This is a genomic window from Pseudoalteromonas sp. T1lg10 (genome assembly GCF_002964545.1).
GTDB lineage: Bacteria > Pseudomonadota > Gammaproteobacteria > Enterobacterales > Alteromonadaceae > Pseudoalteromonas.
This window is the reverse complement of the sequence record NZ_PQBV01000042.1, coordinates 248,358-268,513: the sequence shown is the minus strand read 5'-3', so window position 1 is coordinate 268,513 and position 20,156 is coordinate 248,358. Positions and strand designations below refer to the sequence as shown.

Sequence of the window (20,156 nt, the reverse complement as noted above, 5' to 3'; positions counted from 1 at the left end):
CCTTATCTAGAGCGCGCCCAAGGGCGCGCTGTCTTGTTGTTATTATATTGAGCGCGTGGCAATACTTGGTGCCACTTTGGCAGCGCGCAGTGCGGGTCCCCATGCTGCCACTAGGCTCATTATGAGCATAAATACCGCACTCGCCAATACGAAAGTAAAGGATAAGCTGGGTAAAGAGAAGACTTTCATCAGTTGCTGGCCTAACAAGACCGCCAAGGCAGCGCCAATCACCAGGCCTAAACCGGCAACCAAAAAGTTCTCAATGAGGAAGTAACGAACAATGGCCGACTTGCGAGCCCCGAGCGCGCGGCGCGTACCAATTTGCTTGGTGCGTTTACTGATATTGAATAAGGTAAGACCGAAAATACCCAGAGCAGTCACCAGCACCAATACCACTATCAAGACCACCAGCATGCGCATCACCAGGGTATCGCGGGCCAGATAAGATGCCTTGCTTTCGTCCAAACCTTCGATGCCGTAAAAAACACGGCGCGATTCGCTTTTTAATAAGAGCTCTTCCACTTTTGCCATCACTTCTGCGCGCTTGCCCGGTTCGGTACGTACTAGAAATCCGGTGCGCGGCTGCGACAGGTTGAACGGGAAGATCACCACGTTAGCCGGACGACTGTCATTGAGCCAGGGGCCTTTTATGGTGTCGATAATACCGATAATTTCTACCGCATCTTCACCCTGATACAGTACCTTGCCAAGGGCCGAACCATCGGGGTACAGCTCATCGGCAAAATCCTTGGTAACTATCGTGGTATTGGGCAACTTGCCGTAGTTATCCGCATGCACTACTTCTTCCGGGTAGAAATTACGTCCTTCGATCAGCTTGGCGCCCAAGGTATTGAGCATATGCTCATTGGTGGTAAAGTATGCCGCCCGTACCCCGGTGCCAATTTCGGGATTGGGCACCAAATGCATGCTACTTGAGGAACCACTGCCCGACAATGGCATCCAGTTGGTCATGGCTGCATCGATAACACCGTCAATGGCGCGCAGGTCGCGCTCATCCTGTGCATATTGTTGAACCAGGTTAATACTTGGGTCGAAGGTGCTGACACTGAGGCTGAAAATTGCTTCTTCGTCGTAACCGGTTTCCTGGTTTAAATAGGTCAGGCGAGCGCTGATCATAAAGGCGGCATTGCTGACGATAGCCAGGGTGATTGCCACTTGTATCAGCAAGAGCACCGCCCCTATTTTTGAGCGCAGCAGTGCGTTGATCATGGGTTTTAATTCTAACATGGGTCTCTCCTACTGCGTTTTCAGGTAATAAGCTGGGTTGGTACGACAAACCTGCCAGGCTGGCAGCAAGCCCGCCAAGATGCAGGCAACAATGGCAATTAACGGCGCACTGGCCAGCATCAAAAAGTCCATCTTCGCCAGGGCCGAATAATAGCTGTAGCTTTCTCTGACACCCCACAAGCATAGCTGCGCCAGTAAAATACCCAGCAGGCCGCCGAAAAGTCCCAATAAGCCAACTTCAACAAGGTGTTGTACAAACACCTGAGTTTTACTTGCCCCCAGGGCGCGACGCACGCCCACCTCGGGTGCACGGCGCATAAATTTCGCCAACAGCAGGCCAAGAATATTGGCCAAGCACACGGCCAGGAACATAAAGCTTAATAACACCAAAATCTTGTTATCCTCGCTGACCACCTCGTTGTATTCCATCCATTGATTTACATCACGTAAGCTGTATTTCGGCTCTTTGCGGGCAAAGCGACCTATCTTCTGTTGCTCCTGAATATAGCCTTTTAAATACTGCTCATAATTGGCTTTCGATTCTGGGCTATCGAGCTGCACCCAGTACTGGATCCAGACGATCTCAGAGTCCAGCCTTTGCTTAAAGGTGGTTACCATTTCACGCTTCCAGCCGTTGCTGTTACCCCAGGTGCCTATTTCCAGCTCTTTAACCAGTGAGAATGGGTAAAACACGCGCTCGGGACGTTTAAATGAACCGTTATTCAAATCGTAGTATTTGGTGTGCTCGGTTACCGGCTCAATCACGCCGACCACTTCAAACAAGAACTTGTCGAGAAACACCGTCTTACCTACGGGGTTAGTCTCACCAAAAAGCTCTTCGCTGAGGCTGCGCTCTAACACCACCTTGTTAACGGCATTGTCCTCATCACTTTGGCTCCACGGGCCGCCGTGAATAAATTCGGCGTTGAACATGGAAAAGAAGTCCCGCCCCGTAGCCCTGGCGTCCATCAATTTAGGGGCATTGCTCTCGTCGCCCAGGTGCACGGCAAAGCCGGTGCGCACCATGGCCGCCTGGGCATCGCCTTTGGCGTCCGTCATCAGCCTTTGCGCATCTTTAAAGGTCAACTGGTAAGGAATATCATCCTTGGTAAACCAACCCTCGCCTTCGTCCATGGTTTGCAGTTGCAGCGCAAATAGCTGCTCGCTTTTGCTTGGGATGGGGTCGGCGCTCATCATGTGATACACCGACAAGGTGGTCATGGTAATGCCGATACCTATGGCAATGGCTATCACCATCAAGACGCTGACCAGGGGCGTGCGTTTAAACGAACGCCAGCTTAAATCTACGTAGTACCAAAGCATATTAGGCCTCCGCTGCGCGTGCGGCTGCGCGTGCGGCGATGTCACCCGCCGTCTGTTGTTTATTGGGCGCACCCTGATACAGACTGAAGTCGGCCAGTTGACCGTCAACCACCTGAATATTGCGCGGTGCGCGACGAGCAAGCTCAGGATCGTGAGTCACCATGACTATGGTAGCGCCTTCGCGGTTAATTTCTTCTAGGATTTCCATCACTTGGCGGGCCATTAAGCTGTCCAGGTTACCAGTGGGCTCATCGGCAAGTAAAAAGCGCGGCTCACCGGCCAGGGCCCGGGCGATGGCCACCCGCTGCTGCTGACCGCCGGAAAGCTGCTGCGGCAGGTGTTTGGCACGGGCGCCCAGGCCTACCAGCTCCAGGCATCGTTCAATACGCTTCCTACGCTCCGCCGATTTAATGCCACGATAGCGCAACGGCACTTCCACGTTCTCATACAGATTCAAGTCGGGAATAAGGTTAAAGCCCTGAAAGATAAAGCCGATTTTTTGGTTACGCAGATCGGCACGCTGATTGTCGTTGAGCTTGCCGACATCGATGCCATCGAGCTCATAAGTGCCGCTTGAGAAGGGCTCCAGCATGCCGGCAATGTTTAAAAAGGTGGTTTTACCGCTGCCGCTCGGGCCGGTGACGGCGATAAACTCGCCCTGCTCCACCTCGAGATTAAAGTCGCGTAGCGCATGGGTCTGCACCATTTCCGTTTGGTATACCTTGTTGATGTTATTCATTTTAATCATTGTATTCTTCCTCTGATGTTGAGCTGGAGTTAGCGCAGTAAAACGCGCTCGGCCTGCTTAAATGAGTCATAGTTTGATACCACCAGTGTATCGCCTTCGGCGACGCCGGCGGTGAGCTCCACATTGGCTACGCTGGTCGCTCCGGTTTGAATTTGAATGCGCTCGGCAACATCGCCATTGACGCGATAGGCTATCAAGCCGCCCTCGTTCATAAAGGCTCCGCGGCGCACCATCAATACGTTTTCTCTGTTTTCTAATAGGATGCGTGCCGACAAGCGTTGATTCTGACGAATTTTGTCAAACTGCGATTGATCGAAGCGCACCCGGGCACTGACTTGGCGTTCTTTCACTTCCGGCGAGATGGACGACAAGGTGCCGACCACACGGTTGTCGGCAATTTTGAGCTCAACCTCCAGGCCCAGTCCCAGTTCATTGGCATAGCTTTCCGGCACCTGCAGCTCGGCTTCAAAGGCACTCAGATCAACGAGTGTCATCAGTGCCTCACTTGGCGACACCGCTGCCTGTTGCTGCACCAGCCAGTTACCTACCACCCCAGCAACGGGGGCAACGATCTGCAACTCGTTAACGCGGCGGTTTAGTTCATCCACCACCAGTTGTTGGCGCGTCACATCCCCCTGCGCCGATTTAAGCTCGAATGCCAGGGTGTCTTTACCGATTTCGACTTCTTGTTGAGCGTGTTTGTAGGCCAACTTAGCGCGCGCCAGGTCGTCCTGAGCCTGCTCCATGTCGATTTGGCTGATAAGATTATCCTTAATAGATAACAGCGCCCGACGGTGCTCACGCTCGGCGGCATTCAGGGTAACCGTGGCCATGTCTAAGGTTTGAGCCAGCGCCAACTTGTCGCGACGGATCTGCAATTCCTTGCGTGACAGCTCATCGCTCAGGCGCTGCAGCTCTGATTCTTGTTGTTTAAGTTCGTTAGTGAGTTCCGGGCTGTGAACCTTAGCTATGGTTTGGTTCTTTGCCACTTCATCGCCTGGGTTGACAAGTAGCTGCACATAACCCTTGGACGGGCTGTAGATTTGCGGCGCATTGGCGGCCACAATAAACCCTGTGGTGGCGATATCGCGAACCAGGTCGCCACGGACCACGGCTGCAGTTTTCACCGCGTCTCGATTCAGTGATAGCTCGGTGCCGCCGTTGCTGGCGCTCAAGCTGTAAGCGGCCAAGGCCGCAACCAAGGCGACACTCGCCGCTCCAAGCCAATATTTGCGGTAACTTTTTGTGGCCGCTAGTTGAATATCTTGTCCCTGAGTATCGCGGATCATAGTAACGCCTCACCTTGGTTAGTGAGGTATGGCGTTTTTACTAAACCGATAATAAATGCCGCCACTAGCATCAACAGTGGCGAGGTAAAAAAGACTAAGGTAGTGATCAACATGCTGCTATCCGTATGTTTTCTAATTGGTTTATTAGTTACGAGAAGCATGCCAATATGATAAAAAACTTATCCACTTGTTTTTATTGGATTTTTATTTTAACTGATGGAGTTTGGCGTTTGTCCGCGGACATTAAAAGTGTCCGCAGCGGACACTTTTTTAGTGAAGGTATGTGCCGACCTGCAGGTCGATGCTGTGTAGTTTGTAGGTCGGTGCTGTGCGCCGACAGGGTGATATTAATTGAGAATTTTGTCGGGATAAAATCCCGACCTACAAGGTAATGTGCTCCTGCATTGCTAATTGTCGGCCTAAAAGGCCGACCTACAAGGTTTAATCGTCCTCGATATTATCCATGCCCTTGGTGCCATCCTTCGCCTTGAGTTCATGATGGATAGCGGATTTGATCAGCATATAGCCGGTGATAGGCGCGGTGATCAATAAGAAGATGGAGATCAGAATTTCTTTGATATTAATCACCCCATTTTCTACGCTGAAGAACACGTTGGCGGCTACCAGCAGCAAGGCCATACCTAAGGTGGTGGCCTTAGTCGGCCCATGCAGGCGCATAAAAAAGTCCGGCATTTTCACCAAACCAATGGAGCCGATTAAGATAAAAAGTCCGCCGGCTATTAATAATGCCGAAATTAGCCATTCAGTCATAGCCGCTCCTATTCAATAATATCGCCGCGCAGCAGGTACTTACAGACCGCCACCGTGCTGACAAAACCCAACATGGCAATAAGCAACGCCGCCTCAAAATAAATCTGCGTTTGCATGCCGATACCATAGAGAATAATTAGCGCTATGGTGTTGATATACATGGTATCCAAGGCCAAAATCCTGTCGGGCACCGAAGGGCCGACTATCAAGCGCCACAGATTAAGCATCAAAGAAATGCCGATCATGGCAAAAACCATCAGTAATACATTTTCTAGCATTGGAAAATCTCCTTAAGGGGCGCTTCGTAGCGACGCTTAATGGTATCTATCAGGGCCTGCTCATCATCCAGATCCAGCACATGAATAAGTAAAAAGCGCTGCGTCGGCACCTCGCCCTTGGGTAGGGACTCAGGGATGGGATACACCTCGGCACTAACGGTACCCGGCGTAAGCGACACTGTGCTGGCCAAGATGGTAATGGGCAACTCATGCTGTAAGTCCAGGGGCACCTTGATAAAACCCGGGCGCAAACGCTTGGTCGGAGCCAAGATCTTAAAGGCCACTTCGACATTAGCGGTAATGATGTCCCAAAGTACGATAAACACCTGCTTGGTTGCCAAACCCGGACGTAAAATCAGCGGCTGAGCGGTGCGAAACGGCGCTATCACCAAGGGAATGGCTATGGCCAGTACGGCTCCAAGGATCAGGTGACCGGCGGAAACACTGTTGTTTAACAGCAACCACACGATAAATAATAAAACACTGCGAAATGGCGTTGGCAACCACTTATAACGAGCATGTAAGCGCATCTTATTGCTCCTTAGCCAAGGCAAATACTGTGTCTATGGCCACCTGAGAATTATGCAGTATGGCCGCGGCTTGATTGCTTATCTCACTCAGCGGTGCGGCAAACACAGTCATCATTAGCGGCACCGTAAGAATCAGCACCAGAGCCCAGGTGCGACGTTTACCGGCATAGACGTTATCTTCAAACTGCTCATCCTGATTGGGATGATCGTGCCAGAACAAACTGGTACCGGCGCGCGACAGCGCCACCAGGGTGCTAAACTGGCAAGCAGATAAATAGGCCAAAATACCCAGGCCACCTCGGCGCCAAAAGAAGCATCAAGCAACCACAGCTTGGCGACAAAGCCGGATAAGGGCGGTAGACCGGCCAGGGCGATGGCGGCAACCACAAAGCAGATTCCTAACAATTTGGGCTGAGCCACACCGCGGCTATTAACCAGTCGGTCCTGCACCTTGCCCCGCTGCAGGGCTATCATATCGGCAACCAGGAACATGGCGGCGCAGGCTATGGTCGAATGAATCATATAATAGATGGCCACCGCCGTGGCCTGCTCTTCATTAAGCGCCACCATGGCTATCAGGGTACCGACAGAAACAATCACCAGGTTGGCACTAAGACGGCGCAAGTCTTCCGCCGCCAGCACGCCCACCGCACCCACGACCAAGGTCACCAAGGCCAGTGGCCATAACCAGGTGCTGGCGATACCACTCAGCTCCCCCGCCTGCTCGCCGAAGATCATGGTGAAGACGCGCATGATGGCGTACACCCCAACCTTGGTCATGATCGCAAATTGTGCGGCAATTACCGGCATGGCGCGACCATAGGTGGCCGGCAGCCATAAATGCAAGGGCAGCAAGGCCGCCTTAAGGGCAAAGACGATAAGCAATAACAGGCCGCCAATTTTCGCAAGATAAATATCATCACCCTGCAACAGCGCTACCTTAAGGGCCATATCGGCCATATTCAAGGTGCCCAGCACGCCATACAGCACGCCAAGGGCAATCAGGAAAATACTCGAGCCGACCAGGTTTAAAATCACATAATGCAGCGCCGCCTTGGTGGTGTGCTTGTCTTTTTTGTGCATCAAGAGCGCGTAGGAGGCGATCAACAGCACCTCAAAAAATACAAACAGGTTAAACAGGTCACCAGTTAAGAAGGCACCATTTACACCCATCAGCAGGAAATGCGCCAAGGGATGATAAAAGCTTCCCGCTTTGTCATCGCCACGGCTGGCATACACTATGGTCACCAGGGACAAAAAGCTGGTCAAAATACACAGAGCCACAGCCAGAGGGTCTGCATATAAGACGATACCAAAGGGCGGCTGCCATTCGCCGATAGCGTAAACCACAGGGCCGCCGCTTAAGATGGTGCTTAACAAGAAACCGGATGCGACCAGGGTCGCCAAGGCCATAAAAGAGGCCACCCAACGTCTTAATACCAGGCTTTTACCGCATGGCGGCAGCAACAGAATGATACCCGCCAACAGCGGCAATAATACGGGTAAGGTGATCAAATGCTGCATTTATTTCGACCCCTTAGTGGCACGGGTAGCGCGCGGCTGACCATCAACATGGTCATTACCCAGGTCGGCACGACCACGAATGGCAAGGATCACCACAAAGGCAGTCATTGCAAAACCGATCACTATGGCGGTTAATACCAGAGCCTGCGGCAATGGATCGGCATAACTGGCCGACTGCCCAAGCACAGGCGCCTGGTTGATTTTCAACCGACCCGATGAAAACAGGAATAAATTGACCGCGTAAGAGAGCATGGTCAACCCCAACACCACGGGAAAGGTACGGGCGCGCAAAATCAGATAAATGCCACAGGCCACTAACAGACCCACACAACTTGCATATAAGAGTTCCATTAGAGATTAACCTTTTCTTTCGGGGTTTCTGCCGTCAATTTACCAAGACTGGCAAGGATCATTAATGTTGCGCCTACCACGGTTAAATACACACCTAAATCAAATATCATGGCGCTGGCCAATTCGGTTTTGCCCACCAAGGGGATATCGAAATAATCAAACCAGCTGGTTAAGAAGTTACGGCCAAACAGCCAGCTACCCAGGCCGCTCAAGGTGGCGATAGCCAAGCCCGAAGCAATCACCTTGCGGTGGTTAATATCCATGCGGGCACGGATCCAATTAGAGCCATTGGCCATGTATTGCAAAATAAAGGCAATGGAGGTCACCAGGCCGGCAATAAAGCCACCGCCAGGCAGGTTATGGCCGCGCAGGAAGATATACACGGACACCATGATCGCCAGCGGCAACAAACTTTGTGAAATGCTCGCAAGCAGCAGCGGGTGACGTTCGCGCGCCCAAGGACGCCCTTCACTGTCAGAAGATGGCATAAATAACGGCAGATTCAGCAGCAGCTTGTAAATACCCAATGCCGCTATGCCCAGCACAGTGATTTCACCCAAGGTATCGAAACCACGGAAGTCCACCAGGATGACGTTAACCACGTTTGTGCCGCCACCGCCGGTTTTGGCGTTGCCGATAAAGAACTGTGAAATACTCTCCTGCGGACGCGTCAACAGCGCATAACAGATACTGCCAACGACAATACCTATGGCACTACTGATGCCTAAATCGCGCAAGATGCGAAGTGAGCTCGACTCCTTAGGGGTGCGCTGCGGCAAGAAAAAGAGCGCCAGCATCAGTAACATCACTGTTACTACTTCCACGGTAAGCTGGGTCAAGGCCAAATCCGGCGCCGAGAAACGGGTAAAGACCACTGAGGTCATCAAGCCCACCACGGAAACCAGGATCAGGGCTATCATCCGCGAGCGATGCCACACCAAGGTAGCCAGAGTGCCTATCATCAGCAGCGCCGCACCAATGGCATTATGGGCATCAATCTCACTCAGCCCGGTTGCCCCGGCCAGGGTATGCATTTCAAACAGGGGCAAGCCCGCCACTACCAAGGTAGAGAGCAAAAGAATAAAGATATAACGCTGCAAGGAGCCATTTTCTATGCGCAGGATTTGCTCCCGTGACCACACCACCACCTTGTGAATGCTGGCATCGAAGGCTTTTTTGGCGCTCACATTTGGTAAAGAGGCCTGGAACTGGAACAGGTATTTACGCTGTGAATAAATAAACAGACCGCCGGCCACCGCCACCCCACTCATCAATAGCGGCAGGTTAAAGCCGTGCCAGATGGCCAGATGATAATCAGGTGTCTCGGCACCAAGCACAGCATGAGAGGCCGCGGTTAGTAGCGGATCCACCACAAATGCCGGGAATAAACCAACCAAGACACACAGGGCCACCAAAATTTCGATGGGCACACGCATATAGCGCGGCGCCTCATGAGGCTGCTTGGGCAGATCCTTTGGTTCACCATTGAAGAATACATCATGGATAAAACGTGCCGAATAGGCCACCGACAACGCACCGGCCACGGTCGCCAGCACTGGAATTAACCAGGACATGGAGCCAAGCATCTGCTGGTGCAGGGTCTCGGCAAAAAACATTTCTTTCGATAAGAAGCCGTTCAGTAGCGGTACCCCGGCCATGGATGCCGCCGCCACCATGGCCAAGGTCGCCGTATAAGGCATATAGCGCCACATACCGTTGAGCTTGCGCATATCCCGGGTGCCGGTTTCATGGTCGATAATACCCGTGGCCATAAACAAGGAGGCCTTAAAAGTGGCATGGTTGATAATATGGAAAATCGCCGCCACGGTTGCCAACTGAGTATCCAAACCCAATAGCAAGGTGATCAAACCTAAGTGACTGATGGTTGAATAGGCCAACAAGCCCTTTAGGTCGTGCTTAAACAAGGCAATGTAAGCGCCCACCAACAAGGTGGTTAAGCCGGTGACACCAACGATAATGAACCACAGCTCGGTGCCCGCTAAGGCAGGATAGAAACGTGCCAGCAGGAAGATGCCGGCTTTAACCATGGTCGCCGAATGCAGATAAGCACTGACCGGGGTCGGTGCCGACATGGCATGAGGCAGCCAGAAATGAAACGGAAACTGCGCCGACTTGGTAAAAGCGCCCAGTAAAATCAGTACCAAAATAAGCGGATACCACTTAGAGCTTTTTACCAGCTCGCCGCTTTGCAAGATCACATCCAGCTCATAGCTGCCCACCAGTTGCCCCAACAGCACAAGGCCTGCCAGCAAAGCCAGACCACCGGCACCGGTAATGGCCAGCGCCATACGTGCGCCCTTACGCGCCTCGGGGTTATACCACCAATAGCTGATCAGTAAGAAAGAGCTAACACTGGTGAGCTCCCAAAAGAACCACATTTGAATAATGTTGTTTGCCGTCACTATGCCGAGCATGGCGGTCATAAACAGCATTAAATAAGCGTAAAGCTTGGGCATGGAGTCGTTGGCGCTCAAATAATAGCGCGCATAAAGAATGATCAGCAGGCCAATTCCCAAGATCAGGATACAAAACAACAGGCTTAAACCGTCTAAGCGAAAGGATAAATTCACCCCTAATTCAGGTATCCAAGGTAGGCTGGCGTAGAGTGTTTCGCCGGCCAATACCTGCGGTGCCATGCTGAGCACCAGCACCAGGCAGATTAAAGGCATAATTGCGGTCACGGCGGCGCTTTGATTGCGCGATAGTTTGCCGGTAAAGCTCGCAAGTAAACTGCCTAACAAGGATAACAAGGGTATCCACAGCAATGTCATAGTTTAAAAACCTTTACTTTTGTTACCAAAAACCTTGGTAAAACTGTTATTTTTGACCCCACAAGGGCGGGCGCTTGGGACACCGAAAGCGTCAATACTAAGATTAGTTCAGCGCCAAATAAATATTGATAATTAATCAGTTATACTGGGCAGCCCTGCCTTTGTCTAGACTCGCCCTTCCTATTCGGCTAAATCTTAGGCGGCGGTTAACACCCTACTAACCTAGCTAACAAAAATCCGGACCTCTGCCTTATGTGACCTGGCCAATGTGCCATGGTTAAGCGTCATTTTTATTATTCAGGGCACGACGATATTCACGCCACTGGGTTTCGCCACTTAAGCGGTAGAATAAATCGGCAAAACGAATATGCTGTTTCGGCCTTGCCAGCGCGGCCAACCACAAGTTTCTGTATAGGGGCGTCACCCCAACTTCCGATTGCTCCATCAGGCTTTGCCCAACGCTGGGTTTATAGCCACGGCCATTGTCACAATAGGCACTAGGCGCCCAGCCTGGCGGCGCTCTGTCGCCAACCACAAGATTGGCATAAAGCTGCCCTTGTTGCTCACAGGCCCCCTGCTGCTCCTTAGGTGCCGGATACTCATCGGTAAAGCCGCTAAAGTGCAAGAGCTCATGGATAAACACATGATAGGGTGCATTCACTCCCAACTGCATAATACCGCCTTGAACATTGGCCAGCCCGCCGTCTGTCATCATCACGATAAAATCAAAACCCGCTGGCACTTGCTCCGGCGTTTGCGCCAAAGGCTGCCAGTCACAGCGACTAAAACTGTCACTTGTGCCTTGGCAGTTTAGGGTATCACCCAAATAGTGAGGCTCGGACAGGCATAACAATCCGGTACCAGGTTCAGGCTTGGCCTGATATCTGCGGCGCAACTGCTGCAGCTTATCCATGGCCGCCAGGCTGTCGCCGAGCAACAGCAGATTATAGCGACAGGATTGCGCCTGGATTTGCCGCAAATTTGTGCCAAAGCCCAAACTTTTTGCGACATCATGGCCCTCGACGTCCACCTTTAAGCCCAGGTGAAAGCGCCGCCGATATTCAAGCTCATCGGGTAAAGGATAAACGCGGCCTATCTCGGCCAGCACCTGCCAATGCCCTTGCTGCGCCAGCGTCTCGGCCAGTTGTTGCCAAAGTTGCGCCGCTGGGCGCTGCTCGCCTTTAGCAGCTAAGGCCTGCTGCCAGTATAAACGGGCACCATCAAAGTCATTTTTTTTCAGCAGGTGTTGGGCCAGTAATAGCTGGGCCTGAGGTGCGCCGTCTGTAGCTAGGCGGCGCAATACGGCTTCGCTATAATGCCGATAGCTTAGTTGTGTTGGGCTGTGATAAAACCAAAAGGTGGCGGCGGCGGCATTATTTTGCGCCTGATACTGCACCAGTGCGGGGCTTTGACTCATACTCCCACACAGGCTTAGCAGCAAGATAAAAAATAGGCTAGTGCGCACCCTCGCCTGCCATTATGTCCAGCTCAAGGCGTGCATATTTATATTCGACAAACTCGTATACATTGGTCGAAAGCGCCAGTTTAAAGTAGTCGCTGGCCAGGGTATTTTCGCCCTTGGCCTGATGGCTTTTAGCGATATAAAAATAGGCTTCACACAAGCGCTCGGCATATTCCTGATGTGATTCCACACCCTCTGCCAAGGTTCCTAACAGTGCCTTTTCGGTGATTTTACCTAGATAAAAGGCCACCAGTTGATAGGCCCAGTTTTGCGGGTCCAAAGCTTGTGCCATATCTCTTAAGTTGGCTTTGGCTTTAAGTGGGTCTTCGTCACGCTCCGCCAAATAAACCCAAAGCACCCGATACGGGTCATCTGGGGCAAAGCGCAAAAAGGCCTGCAAATCATCGCTGGCTAATCCCGGGCGTTCTCCGTAATACAAGGCAATGCCACGGTTGAGATAGGCGTATTCATGCTCGTTGTTAAGCTCCAGCACTGAATCGAACATTTCATAAGCCTTGCCGTATTGCTGCATCAGGGTGTGATGAATACCAAGAAAGTTATACACCTCGGCCAGGTCCGGCTTAAGGTTAACCGCACGGCTAAAATCGATGCGCGCCAGGGTGCTTAACCCCAGGCTGTCGAATAGCTTACCGCGATCATAATAAAGTAATGCTTGCTGATCACTGGGCAGATCGGCCTGCTCTATCAGCTCGCTATAACGGGCTACCGCCACTTCGCTGCGGTAATCGCTCGGCAGAGGTGCGGCAAAAGGTACGGTAACAACATATTGGGGACTATCTGGTACGGATTGGCAACCGGTTAAGAGTAGCGTGATAACGCCGGCTACCGTAAGCGATAATGTTTTTCTCAAAGTCCTATACCTATAATCCGTGCATGGATTTTCATTAAACCATAAAAAAGGGGCCTAAACAGCCCCTTTTACTATGCTTTTATCGCTTATTCGGCGTCTTTTGCCGCTTCCGCTGCTGGCGCGCTCTGGTCTTGCGCCTCTTTGATGCTTAGGCGTACACGGCCCTGGCGATCAACTTCTAGTACCTTAACCTTAACTTCCTGACCTAGGCTTAGGTGGTCGGCAACATTGTTTACACGCTCATCACTGATCTGTGAGATGTGTACCAGGCCGTCTTTACCAGGTAGAACGTTAACGAAAGCACCGAAATCAACGATACGTACTACTTTACCTTCGTAGATGGTACCTACTTCCAGCTCAGCTGTTAGTTGCTCAACGCGAGCGATGGCAGCGCGCGCGCTCTCACCGTCAGTGGCTGCAATCTTAACTGTACCGTCGTCTTCAATTTCAATGGTAGTACCGGTTTCTTCGGTAAGCGCACGGATAGTAGCGCCACCTTTACCGATAACGTCAGCAATCTTCTTAGGTGGGATGTTCACTACATAGATACGCGGCGCGTAATCAGAAAGCTCAGCCGCAGGCGCAGAGATGGCTTCATCCATCACACTTAGGATGTGTAGACGAGCTGCTTGTGCTTGGTTAAGAGCGATCTGCATGATTTCTTTAGTGATACCTTCGATCTTGATATCCATTTGTAGTGCGGTAACACCTGCAGCGGTACCGGCTACTTTAAAGTCCATATCGCCCAGGTGATCTTCGTCACCCAAGATGTCAGAAAGAACAACGAAGTTATCGCCTTCTTTCACTAGACCCATGGCGATACCAGCAACAGATGCCTTAGTAGGAACACCGGCGTTCATTAGCGCAAGTGATGTACCACATACAGACGCCATTGATGAAGAACCGTTAGACTCAGTAATTTCAGATACCACACGGATTGAGTACGGGAACTCTTCAAGTGTAGGAAGTACCGCAGCAATACCGCGCTTAGCCAGGTTACCGTGACCGATTTCACGACGCTTAGGCGAACCAACAAAGCCAGTTTCACCCACACAGAACGGAGGGAAGTTGTAGTGCAACATGAAACGGTTAGTAGAAGTACCTGTTAGGTCGTCGATCATCTGAGAATCACGCTCTGTACCTAGTGTTGCCGTTACTAGCGCCTGAGTTTCACCACGGGTGAAGATAGCACTACCGTGAGTACGGGCTAGTACGCCAGTTTTCACGTCAAGGGCACGAACCATTTCAGGTGAACGACCATCGATACGCTGTTCACCAGCGATGATGCGACCACGAACGATTTTCTTCTCAAGTGAACCGAACTCGCCTGATACTTCTTGCTCGTCCAGGCTTTCGTCTTCGCCAAGCTCAGCGCTTAGTTTTTCGATCACTTCTGCTTTCGCTGCGCTAAGAGCGTCTTTACGCGCTACCTTGTCGGTAATGCGGTACGCTTCACCGATTTTCTCTTCGGCGATAGCAGCAACCTTACCCGCTAGGGTTTCATCTTTTGCTGGCGCAGTCCAATCCCAAGCTGCTTTACCCGCTTCGGCTTTGAACTCGTTGATAGCATTGATGATGGCTTGTGATTGCTCATGACCGTAAACAACGGCGCCAAGCATTACGTCTTCAGGAAGCGTTTCAGCTTCTGATTCAACCATAAGTACGGCGTTATCTGTACCAGCAACAACTAGGTCTAGCTTGCTTGTTTTAAGCTCGGTTAGTGATGGGTTCAATACGTACTGACCATCGATGTAACCTACGCGTGATGCACCGATAGGACCGTTAAATGGAATACCAGAAAGCGCTAGGGCCGCAGAAGTACCAATTAGGGCAACGATATCAGGCTGGATTTCAGGGTTTACTGAAACTACTGTCGCGATTACCTGAACTTCGTTTACGAAGCCTTTAGGGAAAAGTGGACGAATTGGACGGTCGATTAGACGCGCGATAAGCGTTTCGCCGTCGTTAGGACGACCTTCACGCTTTAAGAAACCACCTGGGATACGGCCAGCCGCATACATTTTTTCTTGGTAGTTAACGGTTAGAGGGAAGAAATCCTGACCTGGGTTTGCTTCACGACGACCTACTACGGTTACAAGTACCGAAGTATCGCCGATGCTTGCTAGTACCGCACCGTCTGCCTGACGGGCAATAGCGCCGGTTTCTAGAGTTACAGTGTGTTGTCCGTACTGAAATTCTTTAATAATTGCTTGCACTTAATCATTCCTTAAGTTGCATATAACCTACTCAAAAGCCGAATTACCAGCCCTTAAATCAGGTTAAGAGGGTTTTCTTAAGCACCTCACCAATTACAGTAAATAACCACACTCGTGTGAATGCCTTTATTTACTACAATTGGCAATATGGTGCCATCTAGTTTGCTGTATTGCGAAACTTAGACAGCGCTAAGTATACTCGTCAAAGACGCACAAAAAAAGGGGCGATTAGGCCCCTTTTTTCAAACTGGTATCAAAGAATTAGCGACGTAGGCCAAGTTCTTTAATTAGCGCAGTGTAACGCTCGATGCTCTTACCTTTAAGGTAGTTAAGCAGGTTACGGCGCTGGCTTACTTTGCGAAGAAGACCACGACGTGAGTGGTTGTCTTGCTTGTGGCTTGCAAAGTGACCTTGAAGCTTGTTGATATCTGCAGTTAGAAGTGCAACTTGTACTTCAGGTGAACCAGTGTCGCCTTCAGCGCGTGCAAATTTAGCAATGATATCTGCTTTTTCTTGGTTGCTTAGTGACATAATTTACTCCAAAAAGTGAGTGTTTATATACGGTAAGAGCCGATCACTAATCCAGCCCCACCAATTGAGCGCGCTATTTTATCAAGCTGGCCAATAACTACAAGTTATTTGTGATGGCCACGGCACGCTTGGCTTTGAGATGACCGTGCTGATTGCGCTCACCCACACCAAGGAAACGCTCGCCACAACGTACGGCGCATACCTCTTCTGGTACCTCGCCGATGACCACGGTTTGACCATGGGCAAAGGCAATGGCCTGCTGCTCGTCAATCTCAACGCTGGGCAAATCTTGCACCGCCGTGTCCATTGGCAGTAACAGCGTATCTAATACTTCGCTCGGTGCCTTATCCTGGCTTTTAGCTTCATCAAGCAGGGCTTGAAGTTCGTCCAGAGTCACCATTTTCTCGGCAGGGTAATGACCTACCTTGGAGCGGTGCAGCATGATCACATGCGCGCCACAGCCCAATAACTCACCTAAATCGTCCACTATGGTGCGAATATAGGTGCCTTTGGACACATGGGCGGTCATCTGAATTTCATTGGCCTGCTCATCAAACTCATCCAGGGTCAGGCTGTAAACGTTAATACGGCGACACTTACGCGGCACTTCTATGCCTTCGCGGGCATACTTGTATAAAGGCTGACCTTGATACTTGAGCGCCGAATACATAGACGGATACTGATCTGACTCACCGATAAAACCAGCAACATGCTGCTCGATTTGCGCCTTGGTAACATTCACAGCACGGGTTTCGACAACCTCACCATCGGCATCCGAGGTGGTTGTACGCTCACCCAACTTGGCGCGCACCACGTAGGTTTTGTCGGTATCGAGCAGGAACTGACTGAACTTGGTCGCTTCGCCAAAACAAATAGGCAACATGCCTGTGGCTAAGGGATCAAGGGCGCCTGTGTGCCCCGCCTTCTGCGCAAAGTAAATGCCTTTCGCCTGCTGTAGTGCGCGGTTACTGGAAATGCCCTGGGGCTTATGCAGTAACAATACGCCATCGACCGGACGGCCTTTTGTACGTCTGGCCATGCTGCTTATTCTTCCTCGTCGCTGCTACCGCGCTTTTGCTTATCTTCGCGCATCACCGACTCAACCAGGTTAGAAATACGCATACCTTCAAGTAATGAAGTATCGATAACAAAACGTAGCTCAGGGACGATGCGGGCACGAATACGCTTGCCCAGCAGCGAACGAATGTAGCCACTGGCATCATTCAGAATACGCATGCTTTGCTTGGTTTTGCTTTCGTCTTCTTGATTGAACACGGTCACAAAAATTTTCGCGTAAGACAAATCGCGCGATACTTCAACCGCAGACACGGTCACCATGCCTAAACGCGGGTCTTTAATTTCCCGTTGGATGATCACCGCAATTTCTTTTTGTATCTGTTGCGCTACGCGCTCTGTGCGAGAAAATTCTCTCATTTTCACCACTTATATTTAGGATACCGGCACGCGCACAGAGCACGGCAGGTATTACACAATCACAAATGGGGGCACAAGGGCCCCCATCAAATTTACTTAATGATCAAGGTTATAGAGAACGTTGTACTTCAACGATTTCAAATACCTCGATTTGGTCACCGACCTTAACGTCATTATAGTTCTTAACGCCGATACCACATTCCATACCGTTGCGAACTTCTTGTACGTCGTCTTTAAAGCGACGTAGTGATTCAAGTTCACCTTCGTAGATAACCACGTTTTCACGAAGTACACGGATTGGGTTAGAACGCTTGACCACACCTTCGGTAACCATACAGCCTGCAACCGCACCGATCTTAGGTGACTTAAACACGTCACGTACTTCGGCAAGACCGATGATCTCTTGTTTGAACTCAGGAGCAAGCATACCAGTCATGGCCTGCTTCACTTCTTCGATCAGGTCGTAGATTACGCTGTAGTAACGCAGGTCTAGGTTTTCAGCTTCGATAACCTTACGCGCTGAAGCGTCGGCACGAACGTTGAAACCAACCATGATGGCGTTAGAAGCAGCCGCAAGTGATGCGTCAGTTTCGGTGATACCACCTACACCACTACCTACGATCTTCACTTTCACTTCGTCAGTAGAAAGCTTCACAAGTGAATCAGAGATGGCTTCAACAGAACCTTGTACGTCCGCTTTAAGTACGATATTCACTTCTGAGATATCGCCTTCGGTCATGTTGGTGAACATGTTCTCAAGCTTAGCTTTTTGCTGACGCGCCAGCTTCACTTCACGGAACTTACCTTGACGGTATAGAGCAACTTCACGGGCCTTACGCTCATCGCGAACAACCGTTGCTTCGTCACCAGCTGCAGGTACACCAGAAAGACCTAAGATCTCTACCGGGATTGAAGGGCCTGCTTCTTTGATTTCTTCACCGTTTTCATCGCGCATTGCACGAACACGGCCATACTCAAGACCACAAAGAACGATATCACCTTGCTTTAGCGTACCTTCTTGTACCAGTACAGTAGCTACCGGACCACGGCCTTTATCAAGGCGAGATTCGATTACCACACCTGAGGCCATGCCTTCAGAAACAGCGGTTAGCTCAAGGATTTCCGATTGCATTAGTACGGCTTCAAGTAGCTCGTCGACGCCCTGGCCGGTTTTAGCCGAGATGTGTACGAATTGCGTCTCACCGCCCCAGTCTTCTGGGATAACGTCTAGCTGAGCTAGTTCGTTCTTAACGCGATCTGGATCGGCGCCTTCTTTATCCATCTTGTTCACGGCAACAATCAGAGGTACTTCAGCCGCTTTAGCGTGCTGTACCGCTTCTTTGGTCTGTGGCATTACGCCATCGTCCGCAGCAACAACCAGGATTACGATATCCGTCGCTTTCGCACCACGAGCACGCATTGAGGTAAATGCCGCGTGTCCCGGAGTATCAAGGAAGGTGATCATGCCGTTGTCAGTATCAACATGGTATGCACCAATGTGCTGGGTAATACCACCGGCCTCGCCCGAAGCAACTTTAGCTTTACGGATGTAGTCCAGAGTCGATGTTTTACCGTGGTCAACGTGACCCATTACGGTTACTACCGGTGCACGAGATTCAGCTTTACCGCCTTCGCTGCGGTCGCTTAGTACTTTCTCTTCCAGTTCGTTTTCACGAACAACAACCACTTTGTGACCCATTTCTTCTGCAACTAGCTGTGCAGTTTCCTGGTCGATAACCTGGTTAATGGTTACCATGTCGCCCATTTTCATCATGGTCTTAACGACTTCGGCACCCTTTACCGCCATACGTGAAGCAAGCTCGGCAACCGTGATAGTTTCACCGATACGTACTTCTTGCTTCTTATCGGCAACTGGTTTTTGGAAACCATGCTGTAAAGAAGTAGGCGCTTTAAGCTTACCTTTTTTACCCTTGCCCATTTTTAGTGGTGCTTCGGCAGTTTCTTTGCCCTTAGGCTTTTTCTTTTTACGACGCGCGCTTTTCTCTTCGCGTGCATCTGACTCGTCTTCCGCTTCACGTGCATAGGTAGAAGTAGTTAGGTGGTGATCCGCCGTTTCTTCACGACGTTTACGTTCCTCTTCCTCTTTCTTCCAACGCGCTTCGTTTTCTTCGGCTAGGCGACGAGCTTCTTCTGCTTGACGTTGTGCTTCTTCTTCGGCTTTCTTCAATGCTGCCTCTTCTGCTTCTTTCTGTAAGCGCTCTGCTTCATCACGTTCTTTCTGAGTTTGCGCCTCATCCTTTGCAGAACCTTTACTTTCTTTGCGCTGTGCTTCGGCTTTACGCTTCGCTTCTTCTTTGGCTTTACGTTCGGCTTCTTCTTTGGCCTTGCGCTCTGCCTCTTCGTTCGCTTTACGCTCGGCTTCTTCTTTAGCCTTACGCTCCGCTTCTAATTTAGCCTGTGCTTCGGCTTCAAGACGCTCCTGCTCTTGTGCTTCCAGACGCGCTTGTTCTTGCTGCTCTTCTAGGGCACTTTTCTTCACATAGGTACGCTTTTTACGCACTTCGACCTGCACAGCCTTGGCCTTACCGGTTGAACCGGTTACGCTTAGGGTGCTTTTCTTCTTGCGTTGCAAAGTCATACGCTCTGGGCCTGAGGCACCAGCGCCACCGTGCTGCTTAGACAAGTGATCAAGCAGTTGCTCTTTTTCCGACTCGTTTACCTGGTCACCCGCTTGCTTTTTAATGCCCGCGCTGTCCAATTGCTGTAGCAATTTATCAACAGTTGTACCAATGTCCTCGGCCAGTTTTGTTACACTTACTTCTGCCAT

The 20,156-nt window shown here is 50.8% G+C and carries 16 protein-coding genes and 1 pseudogene; all 17 read right to left on the bottom strand.

Features of this window, described 5'->3' with window-relative positions; all coding sequences use genetic code 11:
• Positions 1 to 42 precede the first annotated feature (42 nt).
• A complete protein-coding gene (locus tag C2M17_RS12450; RefSeq protein WP_105201075.1) occupies positions 43 to 1,248 on the bottom strand; it encodes an ABC transporter permease in 1,206 nt (401 codons plus the stop codon).
• Positions 1,249 to 1,257: 9 nt separating this feature from the next.
• Complete coding sequence (locus C2M17_RS12445) at positions 1,258 to 2,571, bottom strand: ABC transporter permease (RefSeq protein ID WP_105201074.1); 1,314 nt, start codon at positions 2,569 to 2,571, stop codon at positions 1,258 to 1,260.
• A 1-nt stretch (position 2,572) separates the two neighbouring features.
• Positions 2,573 to 3,319, bottom strand: a complete 747-nt coding sequence (locus tag C2M17_RS12440; RefSeq protein WP_105201073.1) for an ABC transporter ATP-binding protein — start codon at positions 3,317 to 3,319, stop codon at positions 2,573 to 2,575.
• A 29-nt stretch (positions 3,320 to 3,348) separates the two neighbouring features.
• Positions 3,349 to 4,608 (bottom strand): efflux RND transporter periplasmic adaptor subunit, encoded by a 1,260-nt coding sequence (locus C2M17_RS12435; protein WP_105201072.1) that lies wholly within the window; start codon positions 4,606 to 4,608, stop codon positions 3,349 to 3,351.
• A 441-nt stretch (positions 4,609 to 5,049) separates the two neighbouring features.
• Positions 5,050 to 5,379 carry a Na+/H+ antiporter subunit G gene (locus tag C2M17_RS12430; protein WP_105201071.1) on the bottom strand — a complete coding sequence of 110 codons (330 nt, stop codon included), beginning with the start codon at positions 5,377 to 5,379 and terminating at the stop codon, positions 5,050 to 5,052.
• Between the two features lie 8 nt (positions 5,380 to 5,387).
• Positions 5,388 to 5,657, bottom strand: coding sequence for a K+/H+ antiporter subunit F (locus tag C2M17_RS12425; RefSeq protein ID WP_105201070.1), 270 nt, complete (start codon positions 5,655 to 5,657; stop codon positions 5,388 to 5,390).
• Positions 5,651 to 6,187 carry a Na+/H+ antiporter subunit E gene (locus C2M17_RS12420; protein WP_105201069.1) on the bottom strand — a complete coding sequence of 179 codons (537 nt, stop codon included), beginning with the start codon at positions 6,185 to 6,187 and terminating at the stop codon, positions 5,651 to 5,653. Before C2M17_RS12420 ends, C2M17_RS12425 begins: the two co-directional genes overlap by 7 nt.
• Position 6,188: 1 nt before the next feature.
• A pseudogene (locus C2M17_RS12415) lies at positions 6,189 to 7,711 on the bottom strand (monovalent cation/H+ antiporter subunit D).
• Positions 7,712 to 8,062, bottom strand: coding sequence for a Na+/H+ antiporter subunit C (locus C2M17_RS12410; RefSeq protein WP_105201068.1), 351 nt, complete (start codon positions 8,060 to 8,062; stop codon positions 7,712 to 7,714).
• On the bottom strand, positions 8,062 to 10,854 hold the full coding sequence (locus tag C2M17_RS12405; RefSeq protein ID WP_105201067.1) for a monovalent cation/H+ antiporter subunit A: 2,793 nt from the start codon (positions 10,852 to 10,854) through the stop codon (positions 8,062 to 8,064). The genes C2M17_RS12410 and C2M17_RS12405 overlap by 1 nt, the downstream gene beginning before the upstream one ends.
• A 277-nt stretch (positions 10,855 to 11,131) precedes the next feature.
• Positions 11,132 to 12,271, bottom strand: coding sequence for a hypothetical protein (locus C2M17_RS12400; protein ID WP_158684019.1), 1,140 nt, complete (start codon positions 12,269 to 12,271; stop codon positions 11,132 to 11,134).
• A gap of 37 nt (positions 12,272 to 12,308) precedes the next feature.
• Complete coding sequence (nlpI, locus tag C2M17_RS12395) at positions 12,309 to 13,187, bottom strand: lipoprotein NlpI (protein WP_105201065.1); 879 nt, start codon at positions 13,185 to 13,187, stop codon at positions 12,309 to 12,311.
• A gap of 86 nt (positions 13,188 to 13,273) precedes the next feature.
• The gene (pnp, locus tag C2M17_RS12390; RefSeq protein ID WP_105201064.1) at positions 13,274 to 15,403 is read right to left on the bottom strand and encodes a polyribonucleotide nucleotidyltransferase; all 2,130 of its coding nucleotides are present in this window, start codon (positions 15,401 to 15,403) and stop codon (positions 13,274 to 13,276) included.
• 261 nt (positions 15,404 to 15,664) lie between these two features.
• Entirely contained in the window at positions 15,665 to 15,934 is a 270-nt protein-coding gene (gene rpsO / locus C2M17_RS12385) for a 30S ribosomal protein S15 (protein WP_105201063.1), read from the bottom strand.
• Between the two features lie 97 nt (positions 15,935 to 16,031).
• Positions 16,032 to 16,973 (bottom strand): tRNA pseudouridine(55) synthase TruB, encoded by a 942-nt coding sequence (gene truB / locus C2M17_RS12380; RefSeq protein WP_105201062.1) that lies wholly within the window; start codon positions 16,971 to 16,973, stop codon positions 16,032 to 16,034.
• Positions 16,974 to 16,978: 5 nt separating this feature from the next.
• Entirely contained in the window at positions 16,979 to 17,368 is a 390-nt protein-coding gene (rbfA, locus tag C2M17_RS12375; protein WP_105201061.1) for a 30S ribosome-binding factor RbfA, read from the bottom strand.
• Between the two features lie 109 nt (positions 17,369 to 17,477).
• On the bottom strand, positions 17,478 to 20,156 hold the full coding sequence (gene infB, locus C2M17_RS12370) for a translation initiation factor IF-2 (protein WP_105201060.1): 2,679 nt from the start codon (positions 20,154 to 20,156) through the stop codon (positions 17,478 to 17,480).